Origin of the sequence: Peribacillus sp. NPDC096540, from assembly GCF_050278525.1 — a bacterium.
In the GTDB taxonomy this organism is placed as follows: Bacteria; Bacillota; Bacilli; order Bacillales; family DSM-1321; genus Peribacillus.
In genome coordinates this window covers 81,056-100,149 of record NZ_JBNNTG010000021.1, presented here as the reverse complement: position 1 = coordinate 100,149, position 19,094 = coordinate 81,056, and the positions used below count along the sequence as shown (strand labels likewise).

The 19,094-nt window shown below is 35.8% G+C and carries 13 protein-coding genes and 1 pseudogene; 10 read left to right on the top strand and 4 right to left on the bottom strand.

The window, feature by feature from the left end:
• Positions 1-250: 250 nt before the first annotated feature.
• A complete protein-coding gene (locus tag ACQKMR_RS17935) occupies positions 251-511 on the bottom strand; it encodes a hypothetical protein (protein ID WP_427698506.1) in 261 nt (86 codons plus the stop codon).
• Positions 512-529: 18 nt separating this feature from the next.
• Positions 530-730, bottom strand: coding sequence for a hypothetical protein (locus ACQKMR_RS17930; protein ID WP_427698505.1), 201 nt, complete (start codon positions 728-730; stop codon positions 530-532).
• Between the two features lie 1,058 nt (positions 731-1,788).
• Here ACQKMR_RS17930 and ACQKMR_RS17925 point away from each other — a divergent pair.
• The 7 genes and pseudogenes from ACQKMR_RS17925 to ACQKMR_RS17895 all read left to right on the top strand — a co-directional run bounded on the left by ACQKMR_RS17925 (position 1,789) and on the right by ACQKMR_RS17895 (position 12,577).
• On the top strand, positions 1,789-3,915 hold the full coding sequence (locus tag ACQKMR_RS17925) for a transglycosylase domain-containing protein (protein WP_427698504.1): 2,127 nt from the start codon (positions 1,789-1,791) through the stop codon (positions 3,913-3,915).
• Complete coding sequence (locus ACQKMR_RS17920; protein WP_427698503.1) at positions 3,908-4,195, top strand: hypothetical protein; 288 nt, start codon at positions 3,908-3,910, stop codon at positions 4,193-4,195. Before ACQKMR_RS17925 ends, ACQKMR_RS17920 begins: the two co-directional genes overlap by 8 nt.
• Positions 4,196-4,972: 777 nt before the next feature.
• A pseudogene (locus ACQKMR_RS17915) lies at positions 4,973-6,177 on the top strand (LysM peptidoglycan-binding domain-containing protein).
• A gap of 901 nt (positions 6,178-7,078) precedes the next feature.
• Positions 7,079-8,032 (top strand): 2-hydroxyacid dehydrogenase, encoded by a 954-nt coding sequence (locus ACQKMR_RS17910; protein ID WP_427698502.1) that lies wholly within the window; start codon positions 7,079-7,081, stop codon positions 8,030-8,032.
• A gap of 23 nt (positions 8,033-8,055) precedes the next feature.
• A complete protein-coding gene (locus ACQKMR_RS17905) occupies positions 8,056-9,222 on the top strand; it encodes a saccharopine dehydrogenase family protein (protein ID WP_427698501.1) in 1,167 nt (388 codons plus the stop codon).
• Between the two features lie 425 nt (positions 9,223-9,647).
• A complete protein-coding gene (locus ACQKMR_RS17900; RefSeq protein ID WP_427698500.1) occupies positions 9,648-11,015 on the top strand; it encodes an MFS transporter in 1,368 nt (455 codons plus the stop codon).
• 845 nt (positions 11,016-11,860) lie between these two features.
• Positions 11,861-12,577 (top strand): FadR/GntR family transcriptional regulator, encoded by a 717-nt coding sequence (locus tag ACQKMR_RS17895; protein WP_427698499.1) that lies wholly within the window; start codon positions 11,861-11,863, stop codon positions 12,575-12,577.
• Between the two features lie 1,293 nt (positions 12,578-13,870).
• On the opposite strand, the gene ACQKMR_RS17890 is transcribed toward ACQKMR_RS17895, so the two are convergent.
• Positions 13,871-14,224, bottom strand: a complete 354-nt coding sequence (locus ACQKMR_RS17890) for a GNAT family N-acetyltransferase (RefSeq protein WP_427698498.1) — start codon at positions 14,222-14,224, stop codon at positions 13,871-13,873.
• Between the two features lie 303 nt (positions 14,225-14,527).
• Positions 14,528-15,490, bottom strand: a complete 963-nt coding sequence (gene speB / locus ACQKMR_RS17885) for an agmatinase (protein WP_427698497.1) — start codon at positions 15,488-15,490, stop codon at positions 14,528-14,530.
• Positions 15,491-15,897: 407 nt separating this feature from the next.
• Here speB and ACQKMR_RS17880 point away from each other — a divergent pair, with 407 nt between their 5' ends.
• From ACQKMR_RS17880 to ACQKMR_RS17870, 3 genes are all read left to right on the top strand, one after another.
• Positions 15,898-17,244, top strand: coding sequence for an APC family permease (locus ACQKMR_RS17880; protein WP_427698496.1), 1,347 nt, complete (start codon positions 15,898-15,900; stop codon positions 17,242-17,244).
• Between the two features lie 237 nt (positions 17,245-17,481).
• Positions 17,482-18,759, top strand: a complete 1,278-nt coding sequence (locus ACQKMR_RS17875; RefSeq protein ID WP_427698495.1) for a Glu/Leu/Phe/Val family dehydrogenase — start codon at positions 17,482-17,484, stop codon at positions 18,757-18,759.
• A 35-nt stretch (positions 18,760-18,794) separates the two neighbouring features.
• Entirely contained in the window at positions 18,795-19,085 is a 291-nt protein-coding gene (locus tag ACQKMR_RS17870) for an SAV0927 family protein (protein WP_427698494.1), read from the top strand.
• Positions 19,086-19,094 lie beyond the last annotated feature (9 nt).

Below are 19,094 nucleotides of genomic sequence, written 5' to 3'. Positions count from 1 at the left end.
CGATATAACCCTTCAGTTCCGTAAGGAACTGTCTAACCTTTACCTGAGTAATGTGACCATTCTCAATTTAAGTTAGAAACATTTCGCACAACTAACGCACCCGTTAGTTCTATAAGAAAATCGAACCTTATTCAAGAATCGCGCCCAATTGTTGAATACAATCTGATAGAGTTCCAGAATCATACTTATTTCATCTTGCTTTATTTTTTATGACCAATAGATTACGGTTGCTAAAAACCTCATCCCAACTTCAACGTTCATGTTCCAAAATAAATTGTATCATCATGTAACTTTTTAAGTTTGGAATTGTTTTTCCTGAATATCTTTTTGAACGTTTATTCTTCTCACAATAAAGATGAGGACAATTGCACCCAATAAGCAGGTTGCCCCACCTGCTCATCAAGACGAAAGAAACTCCAAGCCATTTGGCAAGAAGGGATCCCACAGCAGGTGCAATAAGCATAGAAAAGGTTTGTAATGATGTGGTCGCAGCAGATACTCTGCCCATCATTTGCTTGGGTTTCTCCGATTACAAGATAAATCCATAAGGGACCGACTCACCGGAGCCCATGAAACCAAGGAAAAATGCTCCAATCACCCAGGCTAATGCAGGAAGAATTACAATCTCCATACTATCAGGTCCCATTACAATGATTAATGAACCGCTAAAAAGTAATGCACTTGACATAAAATGAATAGGTTTTCTTTTCCAATGAGTCCAGTTGCCCATTAAAAGTGAGCCTGCCACGCTTCCTAGACCTACAGCACTTATCAGTAACCCAAAGTTCCCTTGCGTGTGAAGCCAAGGTTTTGGGCAATAAATATGAATAGTCCATCGTACAGGAAAATGATAAAAAACGCTATAGAGGATAGGAAAACTGAGCTTTTTAATAATGGGGTATATGAAATGTCCTTAATGCCATCTAATAGTTTTTTCCAATAGTGACCATTATTCCTATTTTTCTTTTCAGATTTAATGTCAGAATACCTTTCTTTTTCATCCATGTTGGAAAGAGTTAATAAAATTAATATAGCGATGAGGGTGGATTACGGATTATTGGTTATTGGTATCGCTCTTTTACTTGTGTCGTACTTGGTTCTCTTTAATAGTTGGATTGGTATACATATAATGTTCTGTAATTAAATGTATAAGTTCCCTTTTGAATATTGACTCAAATCCAATTTTTAAAAAAATAATGTCTTTACACCAACAAAACAGTAGAGTCTTTCGAACTTTATAAGGGTGGAAATCTGTATATAGTATAATAAAATAATTTTTTTGAATTTGGTTTATATAAAATACTGAAACAAATGTATTTTGACTATCTATAATGGTTTTTATAAATATTCTGAAATAATTTGATTATAGGAAAAGAAAGTAGTAATTGATTTATTGAAAGAATATAGTGTTTGTTTACACTTGACACTGAAGTGAAATGGGAGAAAGTAACACAATATTAGGATGTAAAATCAGAAGACGTTTTACTTAGGTGCTAAAAACGATTGAAAACTGTACGTTTTTAAATCTGAATAACGACAAGGGTAAGAATATATTTAAGGCTGCTTATATACGAATTATGTACGAATTTTTGATTAAGATGTTATTCAAGATTTTAAGAATGATATGACATGACCATTACCTATATTTTTTACTTTTTGGATGGGATTTAACTGCACTTTCCTGAACGATTATATTATTCTTTTATATTGATTTTACTTAAGGGCGGATACATAAGCATGGGGAGAATGTAAAAGAGACAACAACAACGAAAATTTTCATTAAGAAAGATGTGGAATTGGAGGTATTCCAAAAAGTTTCTATTAAAGATAATGGCCATAGTAATTGCATTTACTATTTGTTTTTTAATTATTCTTAATGTGTTTATTTGGAACACCGATGTAAGTAAATTAGAGAATCCTGTACCACAACCGACTATTATCTACGACCAAGCGGGAAGCGTTGCTAGTAAGATTTCAACTTCAAATATTGAGGGAGTTAGTATTAAACAAATTCCTAGCGATTTGACCAATGCAGTCATTTCAACTGAGGACCAGCGTTTTAACGATCACCATGGTATTAATTATGTAGGTATTGCTAGAGCGATGGTTAAGAATCTATTTAGTGGGGGATTAGTAGCGGGGGGAAGTACAATAACACAACAGTTAGCTAAAAATGTATTTCTTACCCAGGAACGTACATATACCAGGAAGTTCAAAGAGCTCATTTTTACTAAAAAAATTGAACGTACATACTCTAAAGATAAGATTATGGAACGATATTTAAATCAAATCTATTTTGGGGAAGGTGCTTGGGGAATTCAGCGTGCTGCTCAAGTATACTTTGGAAAAGACGTTAACAAATTAACATTAAGTGAGTCCGCAATGCTAGCAGGCCTTATTAAAGCACCTTCTATCCTGTCTCCATTTAAGAATTACGACATGGCAATTCAGCGTAGAAATATTGTATTGTCACTTATGAAGAATGAAGGCTATATTAGTCAAAGTGATTTAGAGAAAGCAAAGCAACAAACGATAGTGTTGAAAGGAAAGCAAACTGAAGACTATAAAGGGAAATATCCTCATTATGTAGATAACATTATTGATGAGGCAATAAATAAGTATCATCTCACACAAAACGAAGTGCTTTCAGGTGGTCTCCGTATTTATACAGAATTAAATCCTACGATGCAGGATGCTGTTGAAGAGGTATATAAAAGTGAAAATATGTTTCCAAAAAGCCAGCCAGTTCAATTGATTCAAAGTGGGGCAATCTTCATCAACCCATCGACAGGAGGAATCAGTGCCCTTATTGGTGGGAGAGGAGAGCATAGCTTCCGCCAGTTTAATCGTGCTACCCAATTAAAACGACAACCAGGGTCAATAATGAAGCCATTGTCAGTATACACCCCTGCGTTGGAACAAGGCTATGATATCTTTGATATGTTACAAGATAGCCCCCTTAATATTGATGGATATCAACCTCAGAATTATGACAATCAATTTCGCGGTAGCGTTTCTATGTATGATGCCGTGATTCATTCCTATAATGTATCGGCTGTCTGGTTGTTACAAAAGATGGGACTAGAGCACGGGGGCAAGGCAGTGGAACGTTTTGGAGTCACATTGGAACAAAAAGACTATATTCCCGGTCTAGCATTAGGGGGTATGAACAAAGGAACTTCTCCATTGCAAATGGCACAAGCCTTTTCCGCTTTCCCTAACAATGGAATTATGGTAGAAGCTCATGCTATTCAACGCATCGAGAACGCCAGTGGCGTAACACTCGAAAAGTGGAATAAAAAAGAAAGTCGAGTAACAGAACCATCTGTTGCCCAAAAAATCACTTTTATGCTGAAAGGTGTTGTAAACGAAGGAACAGGGGTAAAGGCTCAGATCGAAGGTAGAGAAATTGCCGGTAAAACAGGAACAACACAACTGCCATTTTCTTCGCAAAATGGAGCGAAGGATCATTGGTTTGTAGGGTATACTCCGCAAGTTGTAGGAGCCATTTGGTTAGGATACGACAAAACAGATCAAAGCCATTATCTTTCATCGTCCAGTAGTGGAACTGCTACTGTTATTTTTAAAGAGATTTTATTGAAATCTGGCAATGAGGTCCCGCCTAAAGGGTTTGACCTATCATTACTTGGAGGCAACTATATAAAACAATTAGAGAAGAAAGAAAAGGCTAAAGAAGAAAAGAGAAAACAAGAAAAGAGAAAACAAGAAAAGAGAAAACAAGATAATGAAAACCAAAGTGGAATCAAAGTACCAAAAAGTGAAGAGAACAAAAGACATGAACATAAAAAAAATTTAAAAGAAATAAAAAACAAAAATAAAGAAAACAAAGATAAGAAAGAAAAAAAGGGAAAAAATGATAAAGAAAACAAAGATAAGAAGGAGAATCATGGATAAGGAAGGGGGAGAATTTAAAATGACTGTATTGTTTGGTACGGTAGAATACTTTGAACAAGAAATGCTAAGACACTTAGAAATTTGTCAAATGGGAAAATGGACTAAAGAAGATGAAATCTCATTAATATATTCAAGATTAGAAAATGAAATTTTATTCGACTTTGTATGTGACGAAAAAGTTCGAATAGAATGTTTGAAAAATCTTGCCTATGCAGATAAAAGGTTAAGGGTAAAAGACTATCAGCCTATAAATGATATAGAAAAGCATAGTTTAGTGTAACGATTTGGATTCTTTTGAGTAGAACTAGCTATAGCTATTGAACCCAACATGCGGTTTACTTTTGTATTTAATGTAATAGATTCCATAGCACAGAAAATTTAAGGAGATTATTATTTTACCTTATCCGAAAAAGTACAATTTATTGAACAAGAAAAGCCCTTTATAGTAGAAAAAAGGGTTTTTTCGTATTTTTTCATTGATGGCAACCATTGGATGCCTATTCTGCATATAACCCAACAATAGAATGTAGTAATAAATATGAAGGACGAGAGTCAGGGAGATGAAGTGTTGGGAGCCCTGAACGTTTCGCCCTTCAAAGTTAATGTTCTCCATTTGGTAAAATGACTGAATTACCGGAGCAAGGATCTAGGATAAAAAATGTAACCGGTTTCTTGGTTGTTCTTTAAATAACAATAAGCTAGAAACCGATTATAGGAAAAATGGGGCCAATAGCAAGCTCAGTAAAAGCCTAAGCAGGAAAACGAACTTCCCAAATTGCTATAAATACATATTTAACAAGTATAGATAAAAAATAAATCTACTTCAACTGAAATCTTCCCTTGTTTTAATAAGAATATAAATAAACTGTTAGCGAATATACGTTTGGAATGCGAAGGAGTAATGGTGTACATTAAGGGCTCACCTTTGTGGGGAAAATTAAAAGCTAGAAGAGCGATAAACTGATAATTATGGAATACCGAAACCATCATGAAGCATATAAGGTCTTTACGTGGAATAAAATGAATGAAATATATGAAGGAAAGCGGGGCAGTGCATGTGAAAATCCATGTGGTGAAACAGGGAGATTCCTTGTGGAAGATTTCCCAGCAATATGGTGTCAGCACCAACCGAATTGTTAGGATCAATGGTCTTGAAAATCCCGGAAAGTTAGTGACTGGTCTAGCACTTTTGATTCCTGAACCTTATCTTCAGTACAGAGTTCAACCAGGGGATACTCTTGAAAAAATCGTGAATCATTTTGGAACAACAGTGCAGGAAATCATGCAAGCGAATCGCATCACAAATCCTTCTTATATCTATCCAGGACAAAGACTTATCATTCCGGTCATTTATCATACAGTAAGAGACCGAGATACCCTTTATGAAATAGCAAGACGTTATGGAACGAAAGTTCAAGCCATTATGCAGACAAATCGAATTACAGACCCTATTAGTATTTATCCCGGACAGATATTAAAGATTCCCCAGAAACCGAAACCCACGATTGATGTGAATGGTTTTACAAACGTTTATGGGCAAAGTGGTGCGGAGCAGGTACGTGAAGTAGCCTACGATTTGACCTACGTAAGTCCATTTGGTTATAGAATGAGGCAAGATGGGAGTTTAGAAGTTATTGATGACAACCCGACCATAAAAGCGGCGCAGTCAGCTGGGGTTGTACCCATGATGTGCATAACGAATTTTTCCGCCACTGAAGCGGGAACAAACCTTGCACATACGATACTCTCTGATTTAAGTTTAGTGGAAAAATTATTGACCAACGTCATAAATACGATGAAAAATAAAGGTTACCGTGGGTTGAATATCGATTTTGAAAGTGTAGCACCAGAGGATCGCGATTACTACAATCGTTTTCTCCAAAGAGCAGTGGAGCGATTGCGTCCTGAAGGCTACTTTGTGTCCTCCTCCCTTGCCCCAAAAACGAGTGCCAATCAAAAGGGATTATTAGTTGAAGCACATGATTATCCAGTTCACGGACGGCTGTTGGATTTCGTTGTACTGATGACATATGAATGTAGAAATAAAATATGACGAGACAGTCCAATCACCGTATTAATAGATACAAAGACAGTCAAGGACGCACACATGAAGTCTGGTTTGAGGACGCACGTAGTGCTAAAGCTAAATTTGACCTGGTGAAGAGTTACAGGGCAAGGGGCCTCAGTTATTGGGTGCTTGGTTATCCTTTTCCTCAGAATTGGGAATTACTTGGAGATACATTTATTGTACGGAAATTGTAAGGCGTTTTTTAACAGCAATAGAAGAAACTCGTCAAAAAAAGAGTATCTGTTCTCACCTTTACAGATGCATTTTCAACAAAAAGGGTAATACATTATTAGCTTTGTCAAGTTCTGATTTATAAACATAGCCTGACTATATAAGTAGTTACAAAAAAAAATATGTAGTTCATTTTCTCAAAAAATTTTTTATATGAAAGGAAACATTTCTTCCACGAAAACTTGGTGTATAATCTAGATGATTCTGTCGATGCTCATAGTAAAGTGCGTGAAATCTAAGTTCCATCCACCTATAATGTAGATTCAACCAATTGATAATACACCATATGTTAACAAGTCGTTAAATTTGGAAATAAACCGAATCATCAGATTAATATATGAATCCTTGAGGATTAATAACCTTTCACCATTTGATAAATTTTTTTTTATTACTCCCCACACATCTCCTGAAAAATACACGCAATATCGTAGGGGATACAGATCTCCATCTTCTTCGAGGTATCTTCACGATGCAGACCCAGCGACTTCTCGTTTTATTATCAAATATGCGTTCCCTATATTAATAACTAGAGGGTAGTCCAAAGGCAAATTTTATGTTAATTATATTGGTTAATTAAATATTTAAAATATTTTGACTAATGTAATTTTCTGTTATATAATTACGGTATTCCATGGTCAGACCAACATAGCAGTGAAATTACGGATTAATGTAAACGGATTCAATTTAGATTTTCACCTTGAGTGGAGTTGATATCTAACCTACGGTAAAAAAAGAAGAAATGGATATTGTACTATATCTAAAAAGAATGCCTGAAAACATAGTACTTAAAGACTGTCATTTCAGTCATATCTGTTAATAAAAGTTTCCTAAATTAGTAGAGAAGTTGGTAAGGGGGTGATAAAGGTGTTAATAGTATATCCAGATGCAGATCCGCAATTTAAAAAGTTACTAACGGATGAACTTCTCGATCCATTACAACAGTTTGCCGAAATTCGTGTTTATGAAGGAAGACCAGAAACTCAAGAAGAGTTTGTTAACAGGGTAAAGGATGCCGATGGGATACTTCTAGGATGGTCAATACCGAATGAGGTTATTGCTAAATGCCCTAAATTGAAAATCATTTCATTTACCGGGATTGGTGCTTCTAATTTCATTGATTTGAAATTTGCAGCGTCTCGAGGTATTACAGTTACAAATACCCCTGGATATGCAGATAATTCAGTTGCAGAACATGCATTAGCATTAATGTTTTCGCTAGCAAAAAATATTAACCAGAACCACAAAAATGTAACAAGAGGGATTTGGGATCAGTCCAATATGATCATGGAGATAAAGGGAAAAACAATCGGTTTGATTGGATTGGGTGGAATAGGGCAGAGAATGGCTGAACTATGTAAGGTACTTGGCATGAATGTCATTTGTTGGACTTTTAACCCAAATAAAGAACGAGCCCTAAAATTAGGTGTAACATTTACTAGCTTAGAAAAGCTTCTAGAACAATCAGATTTTGTTTCACTTCATCTGCCGTTAACGGAACAAACGAGGAAACTATTAGGCGAAAGGGAACTTTCACTGATGAAACGAGAGTCATATCTAATTAACACATCAAGAGCAGAATTAATCGATACAATTTCATTAGTTGAATTTCTTTCTTCATCACGAATTGCAGGCGCTGGTATTGATGTTTTTGATGAAGAGCCTATTTTGGAAAATAACCCGCTGCTATCAACTTCAAATGTAGTTCTTAGTCCGCATATTGCATTTAATACACCCGAGGCTTCAAAAGAAATTTTTATTATAGCAATAAATAATCTAGTTCAATTTTTTAATGGAATCAATCAAAATGTTGTTATTTAATTTATTAAGAGAGGGGAATTAAGATGAAAATTATAGTTATTGGTGGAGCAGGAATCCAAGCATTAGGGACAATTTATGATTTGTTAGAAAATGATGAAGTTATAGAGGTTATGGTTGCTGACATTTTAATAGAAAAAGCAGAAGAAAGAGCTAAGCAAATCGGAGATCCACGTTTAACAGCCAAGCAGATTAATGTTCTTAACGAAGAAGAAACTGCCAATGTCATTAAAGATTTTGATGTTATTATCAATAGCGGTCCAGCTTTTCTATGTCCAAATGTAACCAGGGCAGCATTAAAGGCGGGAGTTAATTATGTAGACCTTGGTGCTTGGCCAAAAGAAACTGCAGAACAACTAGAATTGACAGAAGAATTTGAGGCAAACGGGATCACAGCCGTCCTTGGAATGGGAAGTGGCCCTGGAATTTCAAATATGATGGCATTAGCTGGGGTAGAACAGTTAGATACAGTATCTGATATTGATATTACAATTGCCATGAAGGATTTTACAGAATACTCTTCTCCGTTAGTTACACCATATATGCTAGATACTATTATCGACGAGTATACTTTAAATCCAGTAGTTGTAAAAGATGGTGAAATAACGAAAATTGATCCACTTATTTCTAGACCTGTTGAATTTAAGGAACCGATTGGCCTTGCAAATCCTGTATATACAATTCATCCAGAACCCGTTACACTCTATGATTCATTTAAAGACCAGGGTTGTAAAAATACTACCTTCAGCATTGCTCTTCCAAAGGAGTTCCATGAGAAAGTGGAGTTTTTAGTTCAACTTGGGTTTGGTAGTAAGGAACCTATTAATATGGGTGGGGTTGAGGTATCTCCAAGGCAAGCATTACTAACTGTTGCTAATCAACTTATACAACCAAAAGTGGATAAAGATCAGTATAGTGTAACTCGTGTTGACGTAACAGGTGAAAAAAATGGTCGGAAAGAGAAAGTTGTAGTTGAGGTTTATGTTGGGAGTAAAAAGAAATGGAATATTCCTGCTGGAGCATTGAAAACATCTGTACCTCCTTCCATTGTGGCTCAAATGCTTGCAAAGGGCCAAGTTAAACGAAAAGGTGTATATCCTCCGGAAAAATGTATTGAAACCGCTGCATTCTTTAAAGAATTAGCGTTAAGAGGTATGGAAGTATACTCGAATAAGGTTGAACATACTTTGTAAATATAAAATACGACATTAGTAAAAATGATTTACCGGCAGACAACGTATTTAATTTGATGTCCTGAAAATCGATTGCTTTGGTTCAATATCATTGGTAATAATTATTTGTGGGGGCTCAGCTTAGTATTTTACCAATAATTCGTTGATATTTTATGGATTTTCGTTAAAAATGCGATTTTGTTTGTCAATTTAATAACGAAAATCCTTAATCCAGTAAATCATTACTTTTCCTTCTTAGTTCTTCATAATGTATTTCTTAATCATACAAGCTATTGAGAATGTTATCATTTTTGGACTATTTGCAAAATTCATTTTACCCACCTTTCATCCAGACAGATCTTTGAAAAGCGGGAACAAAAAAGAAATGAAGCGCAAATTATTATGAAGAAAAAAAAGAAACCTTTTAATCAAAGGGGGAAATAGTAATGTCAACCAAAGCGCGTAATATTGTTGATGATTCACCATTAACGAAATTCCACATGAAATTAACAATATTTACAGCAGGTGGTCCTTTTCTTGATGGTTATATACTTAGCATCGTTGCAATGGCTTTAATCCCATTAAATCAATCATTTGAAATCAACGGTTTATGGAACGGGCTACTGGGTTCTTCTGCTTTAATTGGAATATTCATTGGTGGAATAATATTCGGTTATCTAGCGGATAGGGTTGGCCGAGAAAGTATGTATCGTTTGGATCTAATAGCATTTCTTGTTCTATCCATACTTCAAATATTTGCAACAAATGTCGAACAGCTATTTATTATCCGAGTGTTGTTAGGTATAGCCATAGGGGCTGATTATCCAATTGCCACCTCGTTGTTAACGGAATTTGCACCTAAAAAATATCGAGGAAAAATGATCGGATTCCTTACTATATCTTGGTATTTGGGCGCAACTGTCGCTTACTTTGTAGGCTACTTTTTATTAAACTTAGGACCAGATGCTTGGAAATGGATGTTAGGATCAAGTGCTATACCTACATTAATTGTTATATTAATGCGTTTAAATACTCCTGAATCACCAAGATGGCTTTTAAGCAAAGGACAGAAAGAAAAGGCATTACGAATCATGAAAAATATCTATGGGGAATCCACGACACTAGAAGATATTCCTTCAGGACCAGTTCAAAAACCAAGTCTCATGAAACTCTTTTCGCCCGCCTATCGAAAACGAACGATTTTTGTCATGTTATTCTGGAATTTTCAATTAATCCCGATGTTCGCAATTTATACATTTGCACCAACTTTGTTAGAAACCTTTAATTTAAATAGGGGGGATTTGTCCCATATTGGATCGGCATTAATTTCATTCATGTTTTTAATTGGATGTACGGTCTCTATGTTCTTTATTGATCGCATTGGACGGAGATCTCTCTGTATCGGGGGATTCTTTTTTACCACAATCGCCCTGCTAGGTCTGGGGTTAGCACCTGAAGCAAGCAGTTGGATCATCGTTAGTTTGTTCTTTATGTATGCATTTTTCGCAGGAGCTCCTGCTATTCTTGAATGGGCTTATCCAAATGAACTATTCCCGACAGAAATTAGAGGAACTGCAGTTGGCTTTGCTACAACAGTAACTAGAATCGGTGCCTCAGTCGGAACATTCGGTTTACCAATTGCTTTAGCAACATTTGGAGTTGGACCCACGATGCTAATAGCAGCAGGATTGAACGTTATAGGATTACTAGTATCCGTCTTTATGGCACCTGAAACAAAGAACCTTAGCTTAGAAGAAGCGAGCCAAGATGAAGCGAGCAAAATGGATGAAAAAGAGGATGTATCAAACTATTAAAAGAAAACGTAACTTAAAAAAAATTTCTGAAAGTAAAAAATGAAAAATGAAGTTACATTGGCAGACTATTAAAGAAGTCTGCTTTCTCTTTTTTTATAAAGATAGATAACACTTTATCATTATTCAAAAAAATTAGGAGTCTTCTTAACATAGTAGCCCCATACAAAGCTATTTTATAAGTTTAGGATGACTCCTTTTTATATAAAAAATTTGATTGGGAAAGATACTCCCTAAAAGAGGGGTAATCCTGGTTGTAAAGCACTAACTAAAGCAGCATTCGTTACCGTTATGCTCAAGATCTGTTAAAAGGGGTACGTTATAACCCTCCCACTTAGGCTTTTTGGTAAAATAAGCAATTATTAATAATAAAACCAATGTAAACAACCAACGTGCGAAAGTGGTCCAGGTTGGTGACATCTACGAAAAGATATAGGTTCCAGAAATAAAATTACCTGCCCAAAAATAGTTTGCCAGTATTAGGTAGATTCAAACTCTATATTCCTTACAAGTATCACATTCTAACATAAAGAAAAGTTATCTCAATAGTTTTGGGGTTGGTCATCTCAATAATAGGAGTATTAGTTATATTGATACAGGGAAACAGGCAAATATAATATAAAAGTTATTTCATAAAAAAATCTAGAAATAGTTTGAATAATATAAAATACTTTGAATTACCACTAGAAGTCTCGTATAATAATTGGGAATAACTACCTGGTCTGACCAAAAGTTGCATTTGCTTATGAGCTAAAAACTATAGAAATATATTTTATTAAGAGAGTAAAAGGGGGGTACTGAAAATTAAACTAAGTAAAGAGTCTTCAGTAAAGTCGTACGTAAAAATAATGGAGGAAATTAGACACTTAATTCTTGAAGGTGGGTTATCACCAGGAGATAGATTGCTATCTGAACGTGAATTGTCTACACAGTTAAAGGTTAGCCGGACAGTAATAAGAGAAGCTTTAAAGTCATTAGAAATGCTTGGTATGGTTGAAGTGAAGGCTGGTGGTACCTTTATTAAGGAACCTGAGTTGAAAGGGATATATCATACCCTATCCTATACAATGGCTCTGGATAGTGTTACTATATTTGATTTATTAGAAACTAGGAAAATCATTGAGGTTCAAGCAATAAAATTAGCATCAATCCGGAGAACAAGTAATGACCTGGCGATCATATCTGCAATATTAGAAGAAATGAAAAAGGCATTCATTGAAAATGATTTTCAGAAGAGTGTAGCTGCAGATCATAAATTTCATTCTTATATAGTAAAATCCAGTCAAAATAAGGTTCTCTCAATAATGATGGAAGCGGCATCCGATTTATTTATAGAGGTCTTATCTATCACAAGAGAAAAACTAGGACAATACAGTGGAATGGATAAGGCAATTTATGCCCAACATTTTTCAATCTTTAAAGCAATTAAAGATCAAGATGTTGAATATGCAGAGAAAATCATGACAGAACACTTAGATTCATTAGAAAGTGAATTGAAAATGATTTTCCAAGGTATCGAACCAGAACTTCCAAGAATAGATGAAGATGATTTAGATGATCTTTAAATCTTTAAAAATAATTCTAATTGTGTGCTTTTCATAGTAAATATGCATTTTTACTGCTACTACCTTTCTAACTCCAGTGCTGCCAAACGTCGGAGAGCTGTATTATCATAAATTAGCTAATAGTGTGGGCTCTTATAAAAGCAATATGAGGGAATTTCCAGAAGCTCTTTTTCACAAAGCAGAACACTATTATATTGATTCTGAGCAAGGGAAGGAATTTAGTGGTGATATAATAGATCCGGTTGCGAATCATTGAATAAGCGAGGAACGGGAAATTTTACTTTCAGATATTCCAAGCGGAAAGAAGAAATAAAGGGTGATAATTCTTGGCCAATCTTATTTAAATATGTCAGCATTAAACTCTTTGATGTAGCAATCGGTAACTATGTTTACTATCTTGACATTTTAGTCTAGGAGCCAGAAACACAGCAATAAAAAGGGTCTTCTTTGAACGACCCGATAAAGATAATAGCAATTAAGCTTAGAAAGAGTAACCTAAATGGTTACTCTCAAACTGTAGACAAACTCGATAATAATTGAGTTTGTCTACAGTTTTTTTAGGTTTTTAAAATTTGACCGTTGATTGGAACGTAGGGCACTCGCTTTCCGCGGGCGGTCCGGGAGCCTCCTCGGCTTGCGCCTGCGGGGGGTCTCCCCTAGACGCGCTTTTCCCGCAGGAGTCTCGTACCTTCCGTTCCAATCAACTTTGTTTTAACATTTAGATAGAACCTCTTTTGCCTACAGTCTTTTTTGTTTTAAAATGGAAGTATTAAAACTTGAGGTGAAAAGGATGCTTTCTAAACATGATTCTATTCAGCGAGAACAACTGAAAAGAAGAAACTCGTCAAAAAAGTAGTCGGGAGAATAAATAATATTGTGTAAAAACGCATTTTTATTAATACCTATGGAGATACTTCAACAACAAAACTCTTTTCCATTACATCTGCGTATAATTATTGTTATAAAGTGAAACTATGTTTGATCAAACATATCGTGTGAATCAGCATTTTACGGCTAACAAAAAAATCTATTTTGAAAATCAAAGCATTCATTTTGAGCAAACTTTATTAATAACGGTTCAACTTTTTTATAAAGTTGCAAACATTATTAAAAAGCTACATTCATAACCCTTATTCAAAACTTCAAACTTTCATGGGTAGGATATTTTAGGTACAAAAAAGGGCTATACTTTATAGGTATAGGCCCCCTCTTGAAAATTGTACTTGAAGTGAAAACAAAATATAGTATAGCCGAATTTTTTTGAATTTATTGATGGGTATCAAGGCGTTGAAATCAAGATTCCAATGTAATATATTCAGCACCCTGTTCTTTTGCCCAATTATGTATATAACTGAGCAGGCTATATCCAAGGCCACTAGGACGATGATTTACATCAGTAACCAAATCTTGTACAAACAAATAGCGTTCATTATATGAATCTTCACGCCAACTAATACCTGCTAAAGCTACGATGCTTGTATCATGATATAAAGCAAATAACTGATTACCCTCTTTACGCATATCATTTAATAATTCTAGATATTCCTCTAAAGTCAAATTAGTATGTAACTGACTCATTATAGGATAAGCCTGTAAGAATTGATGTTCTACAGTTAACTCTACTATATTTTCAACGGGTATTTTCATGCTAAATTCTCCTAACTTTTTTAATTTTTATTGCTTAGCCTGCGCCTTCCCTATATAAATCTGGATTGAATTTCTGGCATAAAAACCTGTCCAATGTGCTGTTTTTTTTGTTAGTTAAAAAGCTTCTATTTTCAGTGGAATCTATATCAATCTAGAGATTCATTCCCAACTAAACCTGCACTCGCTCACGCATTGTTTCGTTTTGAAAATGAGGGCCTTCTCGCTAGCTGATAAAAAAAGAAGCGGAACATAGTTAAGGTTCCTGCTTCTATATGTTAATGTCACAAATTTCTAATAACAATATTATAAATTATTTTGGATTGTTTTTTCTTGTTCGTCTTTTATTTTTAAGGCTACTAAACTAGCAAAGTCATGAATGATAGTGGCTGCCAATAGTGATGTGATTTGTGTTGGATCATAGGGGGGGAGGACTTCCACCAGGTCGAATCCAATAAAGTTAAATCCCTTCAGAGAACGAATCATCTCTAGGGTTTCAAAGCTGTTTAGACCGCCGACCTCTAGGGTGCCAGTACCAGGGGCACAGGATGGATCAACAAAATCAATATCAAAGCTCAAGAAACATGGTGTATCTCCAATGGTCTTCTTAACTTCCTTCAAGACATCCTCGATTCCTCTTTCCTTCAGCTCAGGCGTAGTTATCACGTTGTAGCCTAGATCCGTGCTAGAATCTATATCTCCTGGATGATTGAGCGTCCCTCTAATTCCAATTTGAAAAACTTTATCCGTTTGGAGCAAACCTTCCTCATATGCACGGATAAAAGGGGAACCATGCCAATATTTCTCTTCATAATAGGTATCCCAGGTATCAGTATGTGAATCAAAATGGAGCATTGCAACAGGTCCATGTACTTTTGCGGCAGCTCGCAGGTTTGCCAATGTTACAGAATGATCCCCGCCAATACCTATTGGAATGATTCCTTCTTTCATTAAGTCTGTCATGGCACTTTCAATTAACTCATAGCTTCGGTGTATATTATGGGGAATCACTGAAATATCCCCAATATCAATGGCATTACAATCGTCAAATGGGTACACCTTGTGTATCGGATGGTAAGGAAACAAGGTCATAGATGCCTGGCGGATTGCCTGTGGAGCAAACCGTGCTCCTACCCTGAATGAAGCAGCTGTATCAAAAGGTATACCTAATACTGCCAATTTGGCGTTTTCTCTTGAAGCAGGTAAGCGCATAAATGATCCGGTGGTACAAAACTCTGGTTTTACGTCAGGAGATAACGGATATTTCATTTTTTGTATTCCTCCATTTTCTTATTACTTTTATTAGAAGAAACTTTTATTAGAAGAAAATTAATGCAATTATCATGCCAAGTCCCTATTAGGTGATATTTTATATATTCTAACTAGATTTTATTTGCAGGGGTTATGAAGGAGCGCATAATCTATGAAAAATTGAATCGCTTATCTGAAAGAGATGTACTGCTTCTTTCTTGTGAATCAATTAAAAGCCCTGTCTAATATTGCATAATTTCAAAGCTTATTATTGCGAAATTCATGTATTTAAGTAAACAGTAATCATTTTGGCACAGAATTTGCATTTAGATATATTTGAAAATTCGTAAAATGGGGAGGTCTTTAAATCTATTAAAGATGTGTTAATCCTAATAAATGAAAGCGATTACAAGGAGGAATGATAGGTGGAAAATGGTGCTAAACTGAAAAGAACTCTAAAATTATGGCAAATTGTTATGATGGGGTTAGCTTATATGACGCCCATGGTCGTATTTGATACATTTGGTATTGTATCTGGAATTACGGGGGGGCACGTCCCAACAGCGTATATCGTTGCATTGGTGGGTATGCTTTTTACAGCCGCAAGCTATGGGAAACTTGTAAAAGTTTTCCCGACAGCTGGTTCTGCCTATACTTATACGCAAAAGGCAATTAACCGACATTTAGGATTCCTGGTAGGTTGGTCTTCGTTGTTAGATTATCTTTTTTTACCTATGGTAAATGCATTGCTGACCAAAATCTATCTCACAGCATTATTTCCAGAAGTTCCAACATGGATATGGGTAATATTTTTTGTAGGGATTGTCACCATTCTCAATCTCCGGAGTGTTAATGTACTTGCTAACTTTAATACCCTTTTTGTTTTAATTCAGATTGCCATCATGGTGGTGTTCATCATTCTTGTTGTCAAAGGCTTGCATAATGGAGAAGGTACAGGTCAAGTGTTTACAATTCAGCCTTTCATAAATGGAGGAATGGACAATTCGTCTATAATAACTGGAGCCACCATTCTTTGTTTTTCCTTTTTGGGGTTTGATGCAGTAACAACACTTTCAGAAGAAACACCAAATCCGAAAAAAACGATTCCGAAAGCGATCTTTTTAACTGCCCTTTGGGGGGGGATTATTTTTATCACCTCTTCATTCTTTATTCAGCTCTTTTTCCCGGACATGTCCCGTTTTAAGGAACCGGATGCTGCTTTACCAGAAATCGCTCTTTATGTAGGTGGGAAGCTGTTCCAATCTATTTTTCTTTGTGCAACATTCGTTAATACACTAGCATCTGGACTAGCATCACATGCCAGTGTATCACGCCTTTTATATGTTATGGGCCGTGATAAAGTGTTCCCGGAAAAATGGTTTGGATTTATTCACCCTAAGTGGAAAACGCCATCTATTAATGTTGTCATAGTAGGAGTCATTTCATTGTCGGCCTTGTTCTTTGATTTAGTGACTGCCGCATCACTGATAAACTTTGGTGCATTAATGGCATTTACCTTTGTAAATTTGTCAGTGATCAGCCATTTTATCATCCGAGAAAAGAAGCATCGAACTATAAAGGGATGTTTCAATTACTTAATTATGCCTTTAATCGGAGCTATATCAATTGCTATTCTCTGGATCAATCTTGAAATCAGCTCACTAATAATGGGGTTAGGCTGGTTTATAATTGGTTTTTGTTATCTATTGTTTATCACAAAGGCATTCCGAACAGCTCCACCTCAATATCAAGTTGACGAAATTCAGGTATAGAGTTTGAAAGGAAAAACGCATTCTAAAAAGAGTGCGTTTTTTTCTATTTGTTTGTTTCCTAATCATAAATTAACATTATGCAAATTTGAATTGCTTATGAATTAATACATATTTCTGGATGAATGAAAGGTGTAACCATGAATGCAAATGGCGATACACTACCAATCAGCAATATGTATAAAGCCTGGCACGGAAATTGCTTTATACATTTATACGAATAAAAAATGAGGTGCTAAAATGGCTGTTAAAACTGAGGGAATTAAAAAACGCCAAAAAGATAATTCTCTGCAAGAATTTCAGGATATCTTAAAAGAAGCAATTGATGTTTTGGACTATCCAGATCAGGTTTTTGATTTTTTAAAAACACCAATGCGTTTTTTAGAAGTCTGCATTCCTATCCAAATGGATAATGGCGAGACAAGGATGTTTCAAGGATATCGGGCTCAACATAATGATGCTACCGGTCCAACGAAAGGGGGGATTCGTTTTCACCCGGATGTCACTCCTGGAGAAGTAAAGGCTTTGGCGGGCTGGATGAGTTTGAAATGCGGAATAACAGATCTTCCATATGGAGGAGCAAAGGGTGGCATAGTCTGTGATCCCAGAAAGATGAGCTTGTCTGAACTAGAACGATTAAGCAGAGGGTATGTCAGAGCAGTTAGTCAAATAGTAGGGCCGACCAAGGATATTCCTGCACCGGATATGTATACAAATTCTCAAATAATGGCCTGGATGCTAGATGAATACGATCACATCAGGGAATTTGATTCACCCGGCTTTATTACAGGTAAGCCATTGTCATTAGGAGGATCGAAGGGCAGAGAAACAGCTACTTCCAAGGGAGTATTATATACTCTTCAAATGGTAAGTGATTTAAAGAAAATGCCTATTCAGGGTATGCGTGTAATTATTCAGGGATTCGGAAATGTTGGCAGTTATTTGGCAATGTATTTGCATGAATTGGGAGCTAAGGTTGTCGGGATAGCGGATGAGCTTGGCGGTTTATATGACCCAAACGGCTTAGATATACCTTACCTTTTGGAAAACAGAGACTCGTATGGGGTTGTTACGAACTTATTTAATGGTTCATTATCCAATCAAGAATTATTGGAAAAAGAGTGTGATGTGCTAATTCCCGCAGCTATTAGCGGAGTGATAAATAAAGATAATGTCGAACGACTGCAATGTGAAATCATAATTGAAGCAGCAAATGGACCGACAACAAAGGAAACAATCAAAGTTCTCGATGAAAAAGGAATATTACTAGTCCCGGATATTTTGGCGAATTCAGGAGGAGTGATTGTCTCGTATTTTGAATGGTGCCAAAACAACCAAGGATATTACTGGACAGAAGAGCTTGTAGATAAACGATTAAAAGAAAAGATAACAGACAGCTTTTTGAATGTCTATCATACTTCTCAAAAATATTCCGTGAACATGAAAGTTGCTGCTTATATAGAAGGGATTCGTAAAATAGCTGAAGCATCCCGGCTCCGAGGGTGGGTCAGGTTCTGAACTAATTAAGGCTTTACAAGAATGGAGGCAATCAGTTGAATTTTGATATTATTTCCGAAAATAAAGAAAACCAGGCTATACATCATTATTGCTTATTGTCAAAAAATTATAGATATGATGTGACTATTGCCTACTCGGCTCAATTTTGCGGTAAAGCAATGGTCACCTCCCTTCAAAACGGGAGAATGATCCTATTGTGTGCCGATGATATTAATTTAGATCAGTACTGGGCTCCAAAGCTTGGCATTGAACTAGAAGATATTCCTGAATTTCAAGACTTTCTCAGGTCAGTCTTACAATCCCAATTTCATTTTGAAGAATACTAAAGGAAGGAA